The sequence below is a fragment of the Streptomyces sp. NPDC102283 genome (genome assembly GCF_044766265.1).
GTDB lineage: Bacteria > Actinomycetota > Actinomycetes > Streptomycetales > Streptomycetaceae > Streptomyces.
In genome coordinates this window covers 213,808-232,148 of the sequence record NZ_JBIWLQ010000006.1, presented here as the reverse complement: position 1 = coordinate 232,148, position 18,341 = coordinate 213,808, and the positions used below count along the sequence as shown (strand labels likewise).

Below are 18,341 nucleotides of genomic sequence, written 5' to 3'. Positions count from 1 at the left end.
TCTTCGTGTCCGGAGGCCACTGCTCGGGCCGTTTCAGACGCCGGTGGTGATCCGGACGGTCCAGGAGCCGGACGGGGTGCGGTCGGCGACCTCGACGCGGGTGTCGTCGCCCGGCACGGTGAAGGTCTCCCCGACCCCGAGCGGAGCGTCGGCCAGCGGCGGGTAGACCGAGCGGTCCCAGCAGGCCCCGGTGTCCGGGTGGGTGTCGACCACCTCGACGGGCCCGCCGCCGGAGGCCGTCCCGCCGCGGACGCGGTAGATCAGGATGCCCTCGGCGCAGGTGCCCCGGTCGTTCCCGGTGGCGCTGCGGGCCTCGATGGCCAGGGCGCTGTCGGCGCCGGTACGGACGACGGCGAGCCGGGTCCCGATCGACCCGCCGGGCACCGGGGCCGCGGCGACCGGTTCCAGGGTGAGGTCGGCCGAGCCCTGGACGCAGACGACCTGGCGTCCGCCGAGCCAGCCGAGCTTCCACTTGTGCCAGCCGAACAGGTCCGGGGCGAGGCCGAACTGACTGCCCATGACGTCCCAGTCGCCCACGTGGGTGTCCCAGTCGCCCTTGCCGTCGGTGGGCCGGTGGTAGAGATCGGCGAGGTCGAAGACGTGCCCGGTCTCGTGGGCGAGGACGTTGCGGTCGGGCGGGTGCTGCTCGAAGACCGTGACGACGCGCCGGATGTCGCTGTCGTCGGCACGCAACGGCCGGTCGAAGTTGACGACCTTGGTGGCGTCGGAGTCGACGCCGGGGGCGTCCGGGTCGGCCACCAGGTAGACGACGTCGTACCGGGAGAAGTCCACCTCCGGGTCGGCGGCGTCGATGGCGTCGCGCAGATAGGCGGTGCGCCGCTCCGCGTTCCAGTCACGCTCTATGCCGTACCAGGTGGAGTCGCGCGGCATCTGCGTCCAGGTCCGCTGCGGATGGGGGCGCAGGGTGAACCGGCCATAACTGGCGCGCTCGAAGAAGCGGGTCGTGGCGGGGAAGTGGTCGGCGGTGAGCGCCTCGGGGGTGAGCGCGGGCTCGGAGTCCGGGAAGGACAGGAAGATCATGATCGCGTCGAGGCCCCGGTCGGGGCGCGGGTACGCCGCGTTCCAGGTGTTCAGCCCGATCGAGTGGTGCGCCGCCGTCCGGGGCAGGGCGCACGGAGCGGCGTCCCTCGCGGCGGCCGCGGCGGGGCCCGCGACGAGGGACGTGGCGGCGAGCGCCAGGAGGGAGGTGGCGGCGGCGGCCAGACTGCGCAGTGGCGGCCGTTCCGCTCCCCCGGGTCCGCGACGGCACGGCACATCGACCTCCGGGTGGGGAAACACGGTCCATCCCGTCCACCCTGTGCCGCATCACCCCGCCACGCCCTGTTGTGCTGCCCCACACGGGTAAGCGGTCAGAATCGTCGCCCATACCTTCACGGAACGTCACCACCAGCCATTTCAGCCACCCAACGAAACAGATCCGCACAGAAATGACCAGGATCGGGCAAAGCGGAACGCCTGCTCCCGTCCCCTCGCGGACCCGCGCGATGGCCCGGACCGAACGGTGAGCTGGAACGGCCGACGCGGCACCCTCTATGCTTCACCACGCTTTCCCGCGTGGAACGGGCCCGTTCACGGGACCGCCACCCGGTGGCCAGTCCGACCCCACCAGTTCACGACGACCTTCACAGCGGGAGCGAGCGGTGAGCGGAACCTCCGAAGGGCTGAGCGCCCCGGCAGGCACGGCCTCCGGCGCGCCCCCCGCGCCGGTCACGGAGCGTCATACGACGGCGATGGACCCGCCGGTCGCGGACGCACCGGTCACGGCCCCGTCGCCCGGGGACCCGGCCGCCGGGGCGCCGCCCCCCACCGGCGACGGCGACGACCCCACCGCCTTGGAGCTGCGCGACTGCCGGGCAGCCTTCAACGCCGCCGCACTCCCCATGGGCGTCGTCGACGGCCGGGGCCACGTCGTGCGGGCCAACGAGGCGCTCGGGGGGCTGCTGGGCACCGCGGCGGCGGTCCTCGTCGGCCGGCGGGCGAGCGAACTTCTCGACCTCGCGTCCGACGACCGCACCTGGCACGCCTATCGCGAAGTCCTCCTGGGCCGCCGCTCCCGGTTCCGCTGCACCCGACGCCTCAAGCACCCCGACGGGCGCGCCCTGTGGGCCGAGATCACCGTCGTTCCGATGACCGGCGCATCGGCGGCGGAGCCCGCCCGGGTCCTGCTGACGGTCACGGACGTCAGCGACCGGCGCGAGCTCCAGGAGCGGCTGCGCCACCTCCAGATGCACGACCCGGTGACCCGGCTGCCCAACCGGACGCTGTTCTTCGAACGCCTCGCCTCGGCGCTGGAGACCCCGCCGTACCAGGACGACACGATGCCGCCGCGGCAGCACGCCCGGATCGGGCTCTGCTATCTGGACCTGGACGGCTTCAAGGCGATCAACGACACGCTGGGGCACCGGACCGGGGACCGGCTGCTGGCCGCCGTCGCCGCACGGCTCACCAACTGTGCCGAGAACGACGCCTCCCGCCACGCCGGGGGCAGTCGGCTGGTGGCACGCCTGGGCGGCGACGAGTTCGCGATCCTGGTCGAGGACTCGACGGGCACCGAGGAGCTCACCGAGCTGGCCCGCTCGGTCCTCGCCGCGCTCCAGCAGCCGTTCGACCTCGCCGGACAGCGACTTTCGGTCTCCGCGTCGATCGGCGTGGTCGAACGGACCGCGGCGGGCACCTCGCCCACCGGTCTCATGCAGGCCGCCGACACCACGCTGTACTGGGCGAAGGCGGACGGCAAGGCCCGCTGGACCCTGTTCGACCCCGAGCGCAACGCCCACCGCATGACCCGGCAGTCCCTCTCCTCCACGCTCCGGCCCGCCGTGGAGCGCGGCGAGTTCACCCTGGAGTACCAGCCGCTGGTCGGGATGGCGGACGGGGTGCTGCGCGGCGTCGAGGCGCTGGTGCGCTGGAACCATCCGCAGTTCGGCGTGCTGCCGCCGAATCGGTTCGTCCAGATCGCCGAGGAGGACGGCTCGATCGTCCAGCTCGGCCGGTGGGTGCTGCGCACCGCTTGCCGGCAGGCTCGGCGCTGGCAGCTGGACCACCCGGACGACCCGCCGCTGTTCATCAGCGTCAACGTCGCCGTACGGCAGGTCTGGGACTCCGACCTGGTCGCCGACGTGGCCGAGATCCTGGCCGAGACCGGGCTGGCCCCCGGGCTGCTCCAGCTGGAGTTGACCGAGTCGGCGGTGATGGGTTCGGGTGGCCGTCCGCTGCGGGCGCTCCAGGCGCTCAGCGACATGGGCGTACGGATCGCCATCGACGACTTCGGGACCGGCTATTCGAACCTCGCCTACCTCAGCAGGCTGCCCGTCTCCGTACTGAAGCTGGACGGGGCGTTCGTGAAGGGCTTCCGGTACGAGGACGGTACGCACCCGAGCCCGGCCGACGAGACGATCGTGGAGGCCATGGTGCAGCTGGCGCACCGCCTGGGCCTGACCGTGACCGCGGAGTGCGTGGAGACGGCCGGGCAGGCGGAGCGGCTGCGGCGGATCGGCTGCGACACCGGGCAGGGCTGGCTGTACTCGCGGGCCGTGGCGCCGGAGCAGATCGCCGGGCTGATCGGCTCCCGCCCGCTGGAGGGCTGAGCAGGACCGGTCGGGTCCCGGCGGCTGGAGGGCCGAGCAGGGCCGATCGGATCCCGGCGGGCCGGAGGGCCGGCCGGGACCCCGCACGGTCTACGGGGCGGTCGGCAGGCCGTACGCGTCCGCGATCAGGTCGTAGCTGCGCAGCCGCGCCTCGCCGCCGTGCGCGTTGGCGGTGATCATCAGCTCGTCGGCGCCGGTCCGCTTGGCCAGGTCGTCGAGGCCGCCGCGGACCTCGTCGGCGGTGCCGTGGACGACGTTGGAGAGCCAGCCGTCGACGAACTCCCGCTCCATCGGGGAGAAGTCGTAGGCCTCGGCCTCCTCGGGGCTCGGGATCAGCCCCGGGCGGCCGGTGCGCAGCCGGACCATGGACAGGGCTCCGGTCAGCACCTCGCGGCGGGCCTCGCGCTCGTCGTCGGCGGCCAGCGCCGAGACCCCGATCAGGGCGTACGGGGCGTCCAGCGCGGCGGAGGGCCGGAAGGACTCGCGGTACAGGTCGAGCGCGGGGATGGTGTTCTGCGCCGAGAAGTGGTGCGCGAAGGCGAACGGCAGCCCCAGCGTCCCGGCCAGCCGCGCGCTGAAGCCGGAGGAGCCCAGCAGCCAGACGGGCGGCCGGTGCGCGGACTGCACGCCGCCGGGGGCGGTCGCCTGGACCGGGCCCGGCACGGCGTGGATCCGGGCGTAGGGGTGGCCGTCGGGGAAGTCGTCGTCCAGGAACCGGATCAGCTCCATGAGCTGCTGCGGAAAGTCGTCCGCGCCCTCGTTCAGCCGGTCGCTGCGGCGCAGGGCCGCCGCCGTCGCCCCGTCGGTTCCGGGGGCCCGGCCGAGGCCGAGGTCGACGCGGCCCGGGGCCATCGCCTCCAGGGTGCCGAACTGCTCGGCGATCACCAGCGGCGCGTGATTGGGCAGCATCACTCCGCCGGAGCCGAGCCGGATGCGCTCGGTGTGGGCGGCGATGTGCGCCAGGATCACGGCCGGGGAGGACGAGGCGACCCCGGGCATGGAGTGGTGCTCGGCGACCCAGAAGCGGTGGAAGCCGCGGCTCTCGGTGAGCTTCGCGATGTCCACGCTGGTGCGCAGGGCCCGCGTCGCGGTACTGCCCTGCCCCACGGTCACGAGATCCAGGACGGACAGTGGAACGGCGGCCGTTCCGGCTGCGGCGCCCCGGATCCCGTCCGCGTCGGCCGGGCCGCCGCTCGCGCCCCCGGTCGCGTCACCACGCGTGTCGCTGCGGGTCTCGTCGCCTCGGATCTCGTCCACGTGTCGGCCTCTCCCGGTGCTGCTGTCGTACGGCTGCGTGTCGGAGGGGTACAACAGGAGGTTGACTCCGTTTATTCCCGCACCTGACCCGGTCGCCGCGTCGCGGCGACCGGACGCCGAACCTACTCCCGTACCTCGATGCCCTTCGGCTCCAGCGACCTCAGCACCGGCTCGCGGGTGGCGAACAGGGTGCCCAGCGTGGGTGCCCAGGTCCGGCGGTCGGTGAGGCGCAGCCCCTCCCACACCGTCACCTGGTTCGCCGTGAGGACGGGCTTGCCGAGGAGTTCCTCCAGCTCGGGGACGTACGCGGTGGTGTGCAGGGAGGTATCCGGGATGAGCACCACCTCGGCGTCCGGGTGGTCGGCCTCCCGCGCCAGGCGTTTCACCCGCTCCGGGGCCCAGGACCCGGCCTCGGCCGACGACGCGGCCCCGCCGGAGGCGGCGGCCACCACGTCCACGCCCGCCGACGCCAGGAACTCCGCGAAGAGCCCGGTGACCTCCTCGGGATAGGGGGCGGCGACCGCGACCCGGCCGGCGCCCAGCTCCCGTACCGCGTGGACGAAGCCGATCGAGGTGCTGGAGGCGGGCAGGCCCGCGCTCCGGGCGAGCGTGGCGACCTGCTCGTGGGCGCCCTCCCAGCCCTGCCCGAAGCTGCCGCCGCTGGAGGCCCACAGCAGGGCCTCGGCCCCGGCGAGACGCAGTTCCTCGACGCCCTCGGCGATCCGGGCGGGGGCGCCCTGCTCGCGCAGCGCGTCGGCGCGGTAGGCGTCCTCCCCCGTCTCGGTGGAGAACAGGGGCAGCCGGATGTCGGTGTCGAGCAGGATCTCGGTCCGTGGGAAGTCGTCCTCGGCGGCGTGGCCCGGGTAGAGAAGTCCTACGGTCGTCATGTCCACCCTTCCTGTGCGTCGACGGCTCGCCGCACGGCGGGCGACCCCGCTACGGGGTCGCTGCGGGCCCTCCGGACGCTCCGGCGGCCGTGACCGCGCGACCGGTCACTCTTGCCCCGACTTGTTCCCAGTATTCCCCCGGGCGCGCACCCCGGCGCGCGGCCGGGCCTCGTTGACGAAGGGAGGGCCTGCTGCGAGCGTGGGCGGAACCGTACGTCCGCTCCGCCGCGGAGGGCCGACCAGTGGTGCCGGATCCCGTCCTGCTCGTCCTCGACGCCGCACCCTCCCCGCGGCTCGGCCGGCTGACCGGCCGGGTGGACGTGCGCTACGCGGACGCCTCATCCCTCGCCGGGCTGCTCCCGGACGCCGATGTGCTGCTCGTGTGGGACCTGGCGTCCGACGCGGTGCGGCGCGCCTGGCCCGGGCCGGGGGCGCGGCCGCGCTGGGTGCACACGGCGAGCGCGGGCGTGGACAGGCTGCTCTGCCCGGAGCTGGTCGCGTCCGACACGGTCCTCACCAACGCGCGGGGCGTCTTCGAACGGCCGGTCGCGGAGTGCGTGGCGGGGCTGGTGCTGGCCTTCGCCACGGATCTGCCCGGCGTCCTGGAGTGCCGGCGGGAGCGGCGCGCGTACGACCGGGAGGGGCAGCGGGTCGCCGGTTCGCGGGCGCTGGTGGTGGGCGCGGGGCCGATCGGCCGGGAGATCACCCGGCTGCTGCACGGCCTGGGGCTCACGGTGGCGCTGGTGGGGCGGACGGCCCGGCGCACGATCCACGGGGTGGCGGATCTGGACCGGCTGGCGGCGCGAGCGGACTGGGTGATCGCGGCGGTCCCGCTCACCGAGTCGACGCGCGGCATGTTCGACAGCCGGTTCTTCGGGCTGCTCCAGCCGTCGGCACGGTTCATCGACGCGGGGCGCGCGGCGACGGTGGTCGAGGCGGACCTGGTGGACGCGCTGAACCGCCGCTGGCTCGCGGGGGCGGCGCTCAGCACCTTCCAGGAGGAGACGCCGGTCCCCGGGAGCCCGTTGTGGGACGCCCCGGGGCTCGTCCTGGCACCGGCCCTGGGCGGGAACACCGCGGGCTGGCGGGACCGGCTGGGCGAGCGCTTCGTGGCGATGTACGAACAGTGGTCGCGCGGGGCGCCGTTGCCGAACACGGTGGACAAGAAGCTCGGTTACGTTCCGTCGAGCGACCTCTCCGAGGACGGCCCCGCGCACTGACGCGCCGCACGGAGTGACCGGCCTCTCACTGACTCGCTGTCATGAATCCTTCGCCACCGGGGAACACGCCCCGCACTCCCCCGGTCGCACTCTGCCCCGTTCGGGCACGGGAAGGTCACCTTCCGGCCACTGTTGGGTTACATGACTCCGGCCTCCTGCATAGACGTACGGGATCGGGCATGCGCTAACCCTGTCCGGACTGTTCGACCTCCAGGAGATTGCGAACCATGGCTGACTTCCCGAACCTGTCCCGCCGGGGCTTCCTCAACGGATCGGCTGCCGTGGGCGGCCTCCTCGTCGTTCCCGGCCTCCTCACCGCGTGCAGCAAGACCGACTCCGGCTCCGCGACCGGCGAAGGCGCCCTGGACAAGCTCCGCAAGCAGGGCTTCGTACGGGTGGCGTACGCGAACGAGGCCCCGTACGGGTACCTGGAGGGCAAGGAGCTCAAGGGCGAGGCCCCGACGCTGCACCGGGAGATCTTCAAGGCGCTCGGGGTGGACGAGCTGAAGCCGACGCTCTCCGAGTGGGACGGGCTGATCCCCGGACTCCAGGCCGGGAAGTACGACGTGGTCAGCGCGGGCATGGCCATCACCCCGGAGCGCTGCGGCAACGCGATCTTCTCCGAGCCGGAGTTCATCTCGCCGACCGCGCTGATGGTGAAGAAGGGCAACCCGAAGAAGATCACCGATCTGGCCTCCGCGAAGGAGGCGGGCATCACCGTCGGCGTGATGTCGGGCGCGGTCGAGGGCAGTTACGCCAAGGGCGCCGGCATAGCCGAGGACAGGATCAAGACGCTGCAGAAGCCGCAGGACGGGGCCGACGCCGTCAAGGGCGGCCGGATCGACGCCTTCCTGCTCACCGGCATCTCGCTGCGCTGGCTGGCGAAGACCAACCCGGACACCGAGGTCACCGAGGCGTTCGTGCCGGAGCTGGACGGCAAGGAGCAGTTCTCCCCCGGCGGCGCGGTGTTCCGCAAGGGCAACGAGGACCTGCGCGACTCCTTCAACCGCGAGCTGAAGAAGATCGTGTCGGACCGCTCCCGCTATGTGCAGCTGCTGGAGCCGTACGGCTTCGGGGAGACGGAGATCCCGCCCGCCGATCTGAAGACGGCGGATCTGTGCGAGGGCTGACGGGGCGGACGGACGCGCACGCATGAGCGACTTCTTCTCCCTCCTCGTCGAGGAGTTCCCCAGAGTCCGATCGGGCCTGTGGGTGACGCTCCAGGCCACGGTCCTGGGCGCACTGCTGGCCGGGGTGCTGGCCTTCGCGCTCGGCCTGATGGCGGGCGGCCGGCTACTCCTGGCCCGGGGGTTCTCCCGGGTGGTCGTGGAGTTCTTCCGGGGCACCTCCCTCTACATCCAGCTGTTCTGGCTCTACTACGCGATGCCGCTGCTGACCGGCTACGAACTGACCCCGGTCGTCTGCGGGGTGGTCGCGTTCGGTCTCAACTTCGGTGCGTACGGCGCCGAAGTGGTGCGCGGCGCGATCAACTCCGTGCCGCGCGGGCAGTACGAGGCTGCCATCGCGCTCAACCTCAGCCCGACCAGGCGGCTGTGGAAGGTGATCCTGCCGCAGGCCTGGGTGCAGATGATCCCGAGCTTCACCAACCTGCTGATCCAGCTGCTGAAGGCGACCCCGCTGCTGTGGCTGATCTCCGCCGCCGATCTGATGACGGTGATCCAGCAGCTGCGCGACCGTACCGGTGAGACCCTCACCGCCTATCTGACCCTGCTGGCCGCCTACTTCGTCCTGGCCTACGCGCTCACGATGCTGATGAACCTGCTGGAGCGGAGCGCCAAGCGGCGGCTCGGCCTGGACACCGGCGCGAAGAGCCTGTTCAAGAGCCGCAGCGCGTCCACGACCGCCGTGGGAGGTACCCGGTGAACGGCTTCGACTGGAACGCCGTCGGGGAGTCCCTGCCCCTCCTCCTGGAGGGGTTCAAGGTCACCCTGCTCGCCACGGTGCTCGGCACCCTGGTGGCGGCCGTGCTGGGACTGGCCGTCGCGATGGCCGGGCGCGCGCCCAGCAGGTTCGTGACGGTCCCGGTGCGCCTCGTCACGGAGTTCGTCCGCTCCACCCCACTGCTGGTCCAACTGGTGGGGGCGGCAGCCCTGTTCAACTCGGTGGAGCCGCTGTACATCGGCATCACCGTGCTGGGCGTCCACTACGCCGCGTACACCTCCGAGGTCTACCGGGCCGGGATCGACGGCGTACCGAAGGGACAGTGGGAGGCGTCCCGCGCGCTGTCGCTGTCGCCCCGGCGCACCTGGCAGGCCGTGATCCTGCCGCAGGCGGTGCGCAACGTGCTGCCCGCGCTGGGGAACTACGCGATCTCGATGTTCAAGGAGACGCCGTTCCTCGCCGTGATCACGGTGCAGGAGATGGTCTTCGAGGCCCGGAAGTACGGGGCCGAGCAGTTCGCGTACACCGAGGTGTTCACCCTCGCCGGCCTGATCTTCCTGGTCGCGAGCTACCCCACGTCGCTGTTGATGAGAAAGCTGGAGAAGCGCCTTGGCCACTGAACCCCTCCCCCTGAAGAAGCCGGAGTCGCCGGGGCCGGCCACAGCTCCGAAGGACGCCGCGCCGGCCACCGTACGCACGGGTGAGCCGCTGGTGCGCTTCGACAAGGTGGTGAAGCGCTACGGCGACCATGTGGTGCTGGACGAGCTGGACTTCACCGTGGACCGCGGCGAGCACGTCACGCTGATCGGGCCCAGCGGCTCGGGCAAGACCACGATCCTGCGGCTGCTGATGACGCTGGAGAAGGTCAGCGGCGGGGTGATCTGGGTCAACGGCTCGCCCCTGACCCACGTACGGGCCCCGGACGGTTCGCTGAAGCCCGCGGGCGAGAAACAGCTGCGCGAGTCCCGGAAGAAGATCGGGATGGTCTTCCAGCAGTTCAACCTCTTCCCGAACATGAAGGTGATCGAGAACATCACCGAGGCCCCGGTCAGCGTGCTCGGCAAGAGCCGCGAGGAGGCCGAGGTGCGGGCCCGGGAGCTGCTGGACCTGGTCGGGCTCTCCGCGAAGGTCGACGCCCACCCCTCGCAGCTCTCCGGCGGCCAGCAGCAGCGGGTCGCCATCGCCCGCGCCCTGGCGATGGAGCCGGAGATCCTGCTCCTGGACGAGGTGACGTCGGCGCTCGACCCGGAGCTGGTGGCGGGCGTGCTGGAGCTGCTGGGGGACATCGCCCGGAACACCGACATCACCATGCTCTGCGTGACCCACGAGATGAACTTCGCCCGGGACGTCTCACAGAAGGTGCTGATGTTCGACGCGGGACGGGTCGTGGAGTCCGGATCCCCGGAGAAAATCTTCTCCGATCCGTCACACGAACGTACGCGCGAGTTCCTCAACGCGGTGCTGTGACCTCGCAGTTGCACCCCTGCCCATGACGGTGGCATATGTCAGGCGGGTGCGCCCCAGATGACAGCTCCGGGGCGCGCCCACCGGCCCGTCAACTGCCGCCCCGCAACGGCGTTCCGGCGGCTATCGTGGGGCGAAAGCTTGCGGTCACAACCTGGTAGGGGGACACCGTGGCGTTGAAGCCCGAGCCGACCGCACCGTTCCATTCGGTGCAGTACGCCCTTCGCGTGCTCGAAACGGTTTCCAAGCACGGCAACGGCGTGACCGATGCCCAGATCTCCCGCGAGACGGGGCTGCCGACCGGCCACCTCGCCTCCCTGCTCCTCACGCTGCGCCGCGAGGGGTATGTGGAGCAGGTGAGCGACGGCGCGTACGTCATCGGCGCCTCGCTGCTGCTGCTCGGCTCCGGGGCGGCCCGCCGCCAGGCCCTGGAGGACCGCCTCCAGCACACCCTGAGCGAGCTGCGCGACTCCGTCGGCGCGGCGGTCTATCTCAGCCGCTACGTCGACGGCGAGATCAGCGTGCAGCAGGTCGCGGACGGACCGCTGACCCCGGCGGTCAACGAGTGGGTGGACTTCCGCTCCTCCGCGCACGCCAGCGCGGTCGGCAAGTGCCTGCTGGCCCAGCTCGACCACGACGGCCGGCGCGACCACATCTCCCGGCACCGGACGGCCCGGCTCACCTCCCGGACGATCACCAACGAGAAGATCCTCTTCTCCCAGCTGGACGCGCAGTCCGTCACGGTCCCGGTGCTGGATCTCCAGGAGTACGCGGTGGGCACCGTCTGCGCGGCCGTGCCGCTGACGGCCGGCTCCGCCGCGGGCTGTCTCGCCCTGTCGCTGCCGATCGAGGACGCGCACCGGCTGCGGGCGGCGGCCGACACCCTCAGCCGCCGGGCGGCGCCGGTTCTGCTGTCGCTGGCGCTGTAGCGGCCGGAAGCGGGTGCGTGCCGCATCGGCCGGGGGCCGGTGCCCGCGGGCGGTAGCGTCACCGCCATGTACGCACCGATTCCCGCGCTGAACCTCCTCAAGGAGTTCGAGGACGGCGTCGACGACTACTTCGCGCCCGGCTTCGAGCTGATCGCCTTCGGCGAGGACGACGGCGGCTATCCGCGGCTCTCCGACCGGATCCGCCCCTTCGCCCGGGCCACCGGCTCCGGCTCGACGTACGCGATCTGGCTGCTGGACGACCGGGCCGACCTCGCCACGCTTCCGGTGCTCCTCCTGGGGGACGAGGGAGGCGTCCACGTCGTCGCCCGCGATCTGCCCGAGCTGCTGCGCGTCCTCGCCTCCGGCTGGTCCCCGATGTGCGGCTGGGACGACGTGGACTACGACGACGAGCGCGCGGAGGAGGACGAGTACGACCCCTGTCCACGGAACCCCGCTTTCCGGGCCTGGCTGCGCGAGCGCTTCGGCCTGGAGCCCGCCGAGGATCCGAACGCCGTCGCCCGTGCGGCCGGAGCCGAGCTGGGGGACGCCTTCGCCGCCTGGATCGGTCCGCTGGTCCCGGACGCGGTCGCCGACCGCGGGACGGCGTAGGGCGCGCGGGGCGGCGGCCTTTCCCAGGACCTTTCCCAGGGCCTCTCCCAGGGCCTCTCCCGGGCCCTCGGAAGGCGGGGCGACGAGGGGTGTCATCAGCACTCATCCGGACCAGGTATTATTTTCGAGTCAGCAGGCGCCGTTAGCTCAGTTGGTTAGAGCAGCTGACTCTTAATCAGCGGGTCCGGGGTTCGAGTCCCTGACGGCGCACGACACGCAGTGGGCGGTCTCCTTCACGGAGACCGCCCACTGCGCTTTTCCCTGGTCAGAGCGGTCTGCCGTGCTCGGCGTACCGGGCGAGCAGGCCCTTTGCGCTGTCGGCGTCCAGCAGCGCGTAGGTGCCGTCGCCGTCCCGGTCCCACCACACCGGGTCCGGGCAGCGGAAGCCCGCCCGGCGCAGCTCCACCCGGTGGATCTTGTTCGTCGCGGTGACCGGCATCCGGTCGAGGATCCGGACGAACCGGGGCGCCATCTTCGTTCCCAGGTCCGGCTGGGCGCGCAGGAACGCGGCGAAGGCCGCCGGGTCGAAGACCGCGTCCGCCCGGAGCGCCAGGGCTGCCATCACCTGGTCGCCGGTGACCGGGTCCGGGACCGCGTAGACGGCGGTGGCGGCCGCCTCCTCCCAGCGGGCCAGGATGTGCTCGATCGTCGCGGCGGCCAGGTTCTCGCTGTCGACGCGGAGCCGGTCGTCGGTGCGGCCGGCGAAGTAGAGGAAGCCGTCGGCGTCCCGGTAGAAGAGGTCCCCGGTCCAGTACCAGCCGCGGCGCGCCCGCTCCGCGTCCGCCTCCGGGTTGCGCCAGTAGCCCTCGAAGGGCGTCGGGCCCCGGTTGACCAGCTCGCCGATGGCCTCGTCGCCGTTGATCAGGCGCCCGCCCGGGCCGAAGCGGGCCGGGGCCCGCTCCGCGCCGGTCTCCGGGTCGACGACGGCGAGATCGTCGGCGGGGGCGGCCCGGCCGATCGCGCCCGGCGGGGTGCCGGAGGTGCGCCGGATGGCTGCGCCGCCCTCGGAGGAGCCGTATCCCTCCACGAGGCGCACCCCGAACCGTTCCCGGAACCGGGCCGCGTCCACCGCGCCGGCCTCGGTCCCGAAGCCGAGGCGCAGCGGGTGGTTCCGGTCGTCCGGGCGCTCGGGGGTGGCCAGCAGATACTGCACGGCCCGCCCCACGTAGGTGAAGTACGTCGCCCCGTAGGCGCGTACGTCGTCGAGGAAGGCGGAGGCGGAGAAGCGGGGGCGCAGCGCGATCGCGGCCCCGGCGGCGAGCGCGGGGGCCCAGTCGGCGAGCACCGCGTTGCCGTGGAACATCGGCATGCAGATGTAGTGGACGTCGTCCGGCCGTACGCCGAAGTGTCCGGCGAGCGACGCTCCGGCCCCGGCGAGCCGGCCCTGGGTGCAGATCGCGGCCTTGGGTGCGCCGGTGGAGCCGGAGGTGAAGTAGAGGAGCATGCGGCTGTCGCGGCCGACCGGAGCGACGACGGCTTCGCCGGGCCGGGCGCCCGCGTAGGGGGCGAGCAGGGCGGCGTACGCCTCGGTGTCGGTGACCAGGACCCGTACACCCGGCAGCTCCAGGCCGTCGAGGAGCGGCAGATGGGCGCGCTCGGTGATCAGGACCGGGGCTTGGGTGTGCAGGATGTCGCGGGCCAGCTCGGGACCGCGCCGGGTCGGGTTGATCCCCGCGACGGCGGCCCCGGCCAGGGCCGCCGCGCTGAGCCACAGGGGGAACTCAGGGGTGTTGTCGAGCAGTACGCCGAGATGCGGCTCACCGCCTCGCGGAAGAAGGTCCGCGAGGAGCGCCGCCCGTGCGGCGGCGCCCTCGACCACCTGGTGATGACTGAGCACGGTGGGGCCGTGCTTCAGGGCGGGCCGGTGGTCACCCCATTGACGTTCTACGAGTTCCGCGACGGTGCCGGTACCTCTCATGGCGCCGCACGATAACTGAAGGAGCGTCAGAACTTAACGTCGGAGCAGGCGTAGAACGCGTTGGGGGTGTCCGCGACGTTCCAGACGGCGAGGATGACGTGCTTGCCGTTCTTCTGCGTGGGAATCGTGCCCTGGTGGGTCAGGGTCGACGGAGGCTGCTTGTTGCCGTACGGCACGGTCATGAAGGGCTGCGATTCGAGCGCGGCCCGGGTGAGCGGCTTGGTGGAGTCCCAGCCGTCCTTGGTGATGTAGTAGCGGAAGTCGCTGGTGGAGTGGCGGGCGGTGAACTGCCAGCGGAAGCTGTAGCCCTGTCCGCCGGTGACCTGGGTGGCGGGCCAGTTGCCGCCCCGCGGGTCGTCGAGCTGGGCGAACTGCCCGTTGCCGCCGGCACAGATCTTGCCGTCCGCCGGTCCTGCCGCCGGGAAGCCCTTGAGCCCCTCGACGCTCTGCGGCTCCCACTGGATGTTGCCGCAACCGGTCACCGTGCCGTTGGCACAGAGTTTCTGACGGCTGATCGGGGAGTCCGTGTAGCCGTGGCTGCTGGCGCTCGTGGTCGCGAGCACCGAGACGCCCGCTATCGCCAGACCGATCACTGCCGCGCTTGCCTTTTTCCGCATGGGTTGTCGCTCCTCTAGAACGTGGGGGAGGTTCCATGAGCATTGCTCGACTGCTGCGCGCTTGGTACGTGTGCGTGGTGCTGTGCATGCGAGGTACTGCGGTCTAGACCAAGTCTTAGATTATTGACGAGACGTGAACATGTCCAGACCAATGAGGGTCATATTCCGGCGGGTCGGCGAACTGCCCCGGACCGCCCCCACGCCCCTCTCCGACCTCGCACGGCCCTCCCCCGCCCCCTCAGGCCCCGTCTCCTCCTCCGCTGCGACCGGTGTAGAAGGCGACCGTCAAGTCCTTGACGAGTGCCTTGCGTTCGTAGTCGTCGAGTTCGACGATGCCGCGCGTGGTGAGCCGGTTGACCGTGTCGTCGACCGCGTCCACGACGGAGGTGAGCACGCTGTCCCGGTGCCGGGAGTCGATCGCGGCGATCCGCCGCCGCTGCATCGCCGCCGCGACCTCGGGGGCGTACTCGATGCCGGTCGGCTGCGCCGAGTACACCTCCACGCCCACGGGTTCGCAGTCCGCCTTCAGCATGCGGGTCAGCGCGTCGCCGACCGCCTCGGCGTCGCGCAGGCTCGGGGCGTCCTCGTGGAAGGCGTCGGCGGGCAGTTGGGAGAGGACCCGGGCCATCGCGGCCTCGACCTGTGCGCTCAGGTACGCCTCGTGGTCCTCGATGCCGAGGACCGCCCGGACCGTGTCCTCGATCCGCCACACCACGAGGACGACCACGCGCAACGCGGTGCCGTTCGCGTCGACGGCGGGCAGCGGCTCGCTGCGCCAGTGCCGCAGCCGTACGTCGACGCGGCGGCGCAGCAGCAGGGGCGAGACCCAGACGAGGCCGGTGCGCCGGACGCTGCCCCGGTAGTCGCCGAAGAGCGTCAGCACCCACGCGTACCCGACCCGGCCCCGGCCGAGGCCGCCGAGCGCGAGGAGGACCACGGTGGCGAGGAGGACGAGGAGGGCCCCGGCGCCGAAGCCGACGCCGAGGTCGGCCCGGGGGGCGAGGCCGACGGCCGTCTGCCAGGTGGCGGGCAGCGCGCCGCGCCACCACAGGACGGCCAGCCCGCCGACGATGCCGGCCGCGCCGACGAGGAGTGCGGCGGAGCCGGGCAGGGCGGGCCCGGGGCGTTCGGCGAGGCGGGGGTCGGCGGGAGGGGCGGGCCGGGTCGACGGCTCGACCCGGGCCCGCGGCGAACGCGGCACGGGGGGACGCCGTGTGGCGGGCGAGCGGTCCCCGTTGACGGGACGGCGGACGACGGCCGCGGGCAGCCCCGCCGCCGTGCCCGGTTCGGCAGACTCCTGGTCGTCGCGGAAGAGGAGGTGTACGGGGATGGAGGCGGTGGTCTCGTTGGCGATGACGGAGTGGCGGCGGCCGGGGTACGGGGGCGTCTGCGGGGCCGGAGCGGGTGTCGCGGCGGCGGTCGGGGCCGCGGGTACGGGAAGGGGCACGGGCACGGAGAACGTGGCGGAGGCGGTCCGGCCGCCGGGGGCCAGGTCCAGGACGAGGTCCAGCTCGGTGTCGGGCCCGGGATCGTCCACGGGTCCCCCGGCGGGGGCGTCCTGGGTCCCGCGTCCGACCGGGCTCGTCCGGGCGGGCCTCTTTCCGCCCTCGGGCTCAGCCCCGTAGGAGGGGTGCGGGGTCCACTCCGCCGAGGGTTCCGTCCTCAAACGCCGGACGGGCTTGAGGTGGAGGTTCCCGTCGAGCGGCACGGCACGCGCGGGGGCGGGGCGCTCGGGGGTGGCGGCGGGGGTCGGACGGTCGGGGTGCCGGTCCGAGGGCGGCCGGTCCGAGGGCGAGCGGTCCGAAGCCGGGCGGTCCGCAGCAGCGCCATCCGGGTGCCGCCCCGGGGTGGGCCGGTCCGAAGTCGGGCGGTCCGAAGCCGGCCGGTCCGAGGGCGGGCGGTCCGAAGCCGGCCGGTCCGAGGGCGGGGCGAGGTGCAGGCTCACGTTCGGGGGTTCCGCGGCCGTCCGGGGCGGCGTGGGCGGGGTCTTGTCCGTTTCCGGCGGCCGGGACTTGTCCCCGATGGGGCGGAAGAGCGGCGGCGGAAGCCTGTCGCCCGACGGCAGACCACCGCCACCCCCCGACGGCGGCGGAAGCTCGCCGTCGGGGGGCAGGACGCTGCCGCCCTCCGACAGCGGCGCGCTGCTGCCACCGGTCGGCGGGGCCGCCTCCCCGCCCACCCGGCCGAACAGCGGAGGCGGAGGCTCACCCGCCGGTGACCGGGAGTCCCCACCCGCGTGGTCGGACAGCGGAGACGGAAGCCCGGCGTCCAGGCGCGGCGGAGGGTCAGCCTCCGGCGTCGGGGCCGCGTCGACGGCGGAACCGAAGAGCGGGGGCGGGCTCCCCTCGCCCGGTGGGGCGAAGAGGGACGGCGGGAGCTGGTCGCCCAGAGGGTGGGGACTGGGGGTGGAAGTGGGGGTGGGGGTGGGGGTGGGGGTGGGGGTGGGGGTGGGGGTGGGGGTGGGGGTGGTCCGGGGGGTCTGGTCGTCGTTGGGGGTCACCGGTTGCCTATTCCTTTCCGTCACGTCCGTCACGCGAAGAGCCGGCGCCAGGTCTCCGGCCCCGGATAACCGTCGGCCGCTCCGCCGCGCCAGCCCTGGGCCCGCTGGAACGCCTCGACGTTGCGGCGGTCGGCCTCGGTCCAGCGCGGGTCGGGGCCCGACACGTAGTGCTTGCCGTATCCCTTCTTCACCAACTGTTCGCCGAGCCGGTCGACATGGCTGTTGGACTGCCCCGGCTTGAAATAGCCGCGTCCGGGGAACGCGACGGCTGTACCAGGGCTGCCGCCCGCGCCGGTGGCCGGAATGTTCCGTCCGCCGCCGGTCGCCAGCAGGCGCCAGGTGTCCGGGCCCGGGATGCCGTCGGCCTCCTTGCCCTGCCAGCCCTGCGCCCGCTGGAACGCCTGGGTCGCACGCCTGTCGGCCGCGCTCCACCCGGGCCCGGGGCCGACCGCGTAGAAACGCTTGCCACCCCGCTGGACCAGCATCCGGCCGAGCTCGGTGACGTGCGTGTTGTCCGCGCCGGGGCCGAACTGCCCGGCCCCGGGGAAGGCGATGGAGGATCCGGAGCCGGGCGAACCGCCCGTGACCCCCTTGTACCGGTAGGCGACGTAGCGGTCGGAGTTGTTCCAGTACGCCAGGGGCGTCGACTGCTTCCGCGTCTGCGGGCGGGCCTGCTCGTAGGCGACGTACTGAGCGCGCGTGGAGTCGGTCCAGCCGCCGAAGATCGTGACGTGCGAACCCTTGGAGGGGTCGGCCGGGTTGTGGAAGAGGAGGATGTCGCCGGGCTGGAGGTCGGCGCGGGCGATCCGGGTCCCGTAGGCGGCGAGGCTGCCGGTCCACTCGTTGCTGCCGAGGTTCCAGGCCATCGAGACATAGCCCGAGCAGTCCTGGCGGTAACCGTCCGACCAGTACTTCTCCATGCTGTACGGGACCTTCGCGCTCACCCAGCGCTTGGCCCGGTCGATGATGTCGGCCCTGGTCGTCTTCGGCACGGCCGATCCGGCGGACGGCGGGCCCGAGGCGCCGGTGCCCCGCAGCGGCCCCTGTTCACCCTGCGGGGTCGCCGGTTCGGGATCGGCTCCCCCGTCGGCGCGCGGGGGCCCGGGGGCGTGGCCGGCGACCGCGGCCGCCCCCGCGGCTCCGCAGGAGAGGACCACCCCGGCGGCCGTGGCCAGCACCAGGGCGCGGCGCGCACCGTGCGCGGCGGGGTGGCCGCCGCGCCGCACCGGCAGGGCCCGTGCGGCGGAGCGCCGCCGCACGGCGCACCCCGCGCATCCGCAGTCGATGGCGGGTTCGTACTCCTCGAAGACCGGCACAGTCATGCGATTCCCCTCCGCACTCGTCATTCGTCAAGATCTTTGGGCGCAGCCGTAACGGGCGTCAGTCTCTCAACTCTCCTGACATATCGCATTTTGACGGAACAAAGGAAA

Annotated in this window: 15 protein-coding genes and 1 tRNA gene; 9 read left to right on the top strand and 7 right to left on the bottom strand. The window is 72.7% G+C overall.

From position 1 onward, the window contains the following. Positions 1-33: 33 nt before the first annotated feature. Positions 34-1,275 carry a M6 family metalloprotease domain-containing protein gene (locus tag ACIRJT_RS14605; protein ID WP_403908953.1) on the bottom strand — a complete coding sequence of 414 codons (1,242 nt, stop codon included), beginning with the start codon at positions 1,273-1,275 and terminating at the stop codon, positions 34-36. A 386-nt stretch (positions 1,276-1,661) separates the two neighbouring features. Here ACIRJT_RS14605 and ACIRJT_RS14600 point away from each other — a divergent pair, with 386 nt between their 5' ends. Next, positions 1,662-3,608 carry an EAL domain-containing protein gene (locus ACIRJT_RS14600; protein WP_403908580.1) on the top strand — a complete coding sequence of 649 codons (1,947 nt, stop codon included), beginning with the start codon at positions 1,662-1,664 and terminating at the stop codon, positions 3,606-3,608. A gap of 90 nt (positions 3,609-3,698) precedes the next feature. On the opposite strand, the gene ACIRJT_RS14595 is transcribed toward ACIRJT_RS14600, so the two are convergent. Next, a complete protein-coding gene (locus tag ACIRJT_RS14595; RefSeq protein ID WP_403908578.1) occupies positions 3,699-4,865 on the bottom strand; it encodes an LLM class flavin-dependent oxidoreductase in 1,167 nt (388 codons plus the stop codon). Positions 4,866-4,987: 122 nt separating this feature from the next. Beyond that, positions 4,988-5,752 carry a decarboxylase gene (locus ACIRJT_RS14590; protein ID WP_403908576.1) on the bottom strand — a complete coding sequence of 255 codons (765 nt, stop codon included), beginning with the start codon at positions 5,750-5,752 and terminating at the stop codon, positions 4,988-4,990. Between the two features lie 245 nt (positions 5,753-5,997). Here ACIRJT_RS14590 and ACIRJT_RS14585 point away from each other — a divergent pair, with 245 nt between their 5' ends. The 8 genes from ACIRJT_RS14585 (at position 5,998) to ACIRJT_RS14550 (ending at position 12,086) form a co-directional block, all read left to right on the top strand. Continuing rightward, positions 5,998-6,972: a D-2-hydroxyacid dehydrogenase gene (locus ACIRJT_RS14585; RefSeq protein ID WP_403908574.1), complete on the top strand. Its 975-nt coding sequence runs from the start codon at positions 5,998-6,000 to the stop codon at positions 6,970-6,972. 227 nt (positions 6,973-7,199) lie between these two features. Then, positions 7,200-8,102, top strand: a complete 903-nt coding sequence (ehuB, locus tag ACIRJT_RS14580) for an ectoine/hydroxyectoine ABC transporter substrate-binding protein EhuB (protein WP_403908572.1) — start codon at positions 7,200-7,202, stop codon at positions 8,100-8,102. 22 nt (positions 8,103-8,124) lie between these two features. Further along, positions 8,125-8,856: an ectoine/hydroxyectoine ABC transporter permease subunit EhuC gene (gene ehuC / locus ACIRJT_RS14575; RefSeq protein ID WP_403908570.1), complete on the top strand. Its 732-nt coding sequence runs from the start codon at positions 8,125-8,127 to the stop codon at positions 8,854-8,856. Next, on the top strand, positions 8,853-9,494 hold the full coding sequence (gene ehuD, locus ACIRJT_RS14570; RefSeq protein ID WP_403908568.1) for an ectoine/hydroxyectoine ABC transporter permease subunit EhuD: 642 nt from the start codon (positions 8,853-8,855) through the stop codon (positions 9,492-9,494). The genes ehuC and ehuD overlap by 4 nt, the downstream gene beginning before the upstream one ends. Continuing rightward, positions 9,484-10,341 (top strand): ectoine/hydroxyectoine ABC transporter ATP-binding protein EhuA, encoded by an 858-nt coding sequence (gene ehuA / locus ACIRJT_RS14565; protein WP_403908566.1) that lies wholly within the window; start codon positions 9,484-9,486, stop codon positions 10,339-10,341. The genes ehuD and ehuA overlap by 11 nt, the downstream gene beginning before the upstream one ends. Before the next feature lie 167 nt (positions 10,342-10,508). Next, complete coding sequence (locus tag ACIRJT_RS14560; RefSeq protein ID WP_403908564.1) at positions 10,509-11,267, top strand: IclR family transcriptional regulator; 759 nt, start codon at positions 10,509-10,511, stop codon at positions 11,265-11,267. A gap of 66 nt (positions 11,268-11,333) precedes the next feature. Next, a complete protein-coding gene (locus tag ACIRJT_RS14555; protein ID WP_403908562.1) occupies positions 11,334-11,876 on the top strand; it encodes a hypothetical protein in 543 nt (180 codons plus the stop codon). Between the two features lie 136 nt (positions 11,877-12,012). After that, a tRNA-Lys gene (locus ACIRJT_RS14550) sits at positions 12,013-12,086 on the top strand. Positions 12,087-12,141: 55 nt separating this feature from the next. On the opposite strand, the gene ACIRJT_RS14545 is transcribed toward ACIRJT_RS14550, so the two are convergent. From ACIRJT_RS14545 to ACIRJT_RS14530, 4 genes are all read right to left on the bottom strand, one after another. Next, on the bottom strand, positions 12,142-13,794 hold the full coding sequence (locus ACIRJT_RS14545; RefSeq protein ID WP_403908560.1) for an AMP-binding protein: 1,653 nt from the start codon (positions 13,792-13,794) through the stop codon (positions 12,142-12,144). A gap of 26 nt (positions 13,795-13,820) precedes the next feature. Next, the gene (locus ACIRJT_RS14540; RefSeq protein ID WP_403908558.1) at positions 13,821-14,411 is read right to left on the bottom strand and encodes a lytic polysaccharide monooxygenase; all 591 of its coding nucleotides are present in this window, start codon (positions 14,409-14,411) and stop codon (positions 13,821-13,823) included. 238 nt (positions 14,412-14,649) lie between these two features. After that, positions 14,650-16,911 (bottom strand): SPFH domain-containing protein, encoded by a 2,262-nt coding sequence (locus ACIRJT_RS14535; RefSeq protein ID WP_403908556.1) that lies wholly within the window; start codon positions 16,909-16,911, stop codon positions 14,650-14,652. Between the two features lie 29 nt (positions 16,912-16,940). Beyond that, a complete protein-coding gene (locus tag ACIRJT_RS14530; RefSeq protein ID WP_403908554.1) occupies positions 16,941-18,233 on the bottom strand; it encodes a peptidoglycan-binding protein in 1,293 nt (430 codons plus the stop codon). Between the last annotated feature and the right edge of the window lie 108 nt (positions 18,234-18,341).

Excerpts from the sequence above, each read along its gene's own strand:
- ACIRJT_RS14590 (WP_403908576.1), bottom strand. The coding sequence starts at position 5,752 with ATGACGACCGTAGGACTTCTCTACCCGGGCCACGCCGCCGAGGACGAC.
- ehuB (WP_403908572.1), top strand. The coding sequence starts at position 7,200 with ATGGCTGACTTCCCGAACCTGTCCCGCCGGGGCTTCCTCAACGGATCG.
- ehuC (WP_403908570.1), top strand. The coding sequence starts at position 8,125 with ATGAGCGACTTCTTCTCCCTCCTCGTCGAGGAGTTCCCCAGAGTCCGA.
- ACIRJT_RS14555 (WP_403908562.1), top strand. The coding sequence starts at position 11,334 with ATGTACGCACCGATTCCCGCGCTGAACCTCCTCAAGGAGTTCGAGGAC.
- ACIRJT_RS14545 (WP_403908560.1), bottom strand. The coding sequence starts at position 13,794 with ATGAGAGGTACCGGCACCGTCGCGGAACTCGTAGAACGTCAATGGGGT.
- ACIRJT_RS14540 (WP_403908558.1), bottom strand. The coding sequence starts at position 14,411 with ATGCGGAAAAAGGCAAGCGCGGCAGTGATCGGTCTGGCGATAGCGGGC.
- ACIRJT_RS14530 (WP_403908554.1), bottom strand. The coding sequence starts at position 18,233 with ATGACTGTGCCGGTCTTCGAGGAGTACGAACCCGCCATCGACTGCGGA.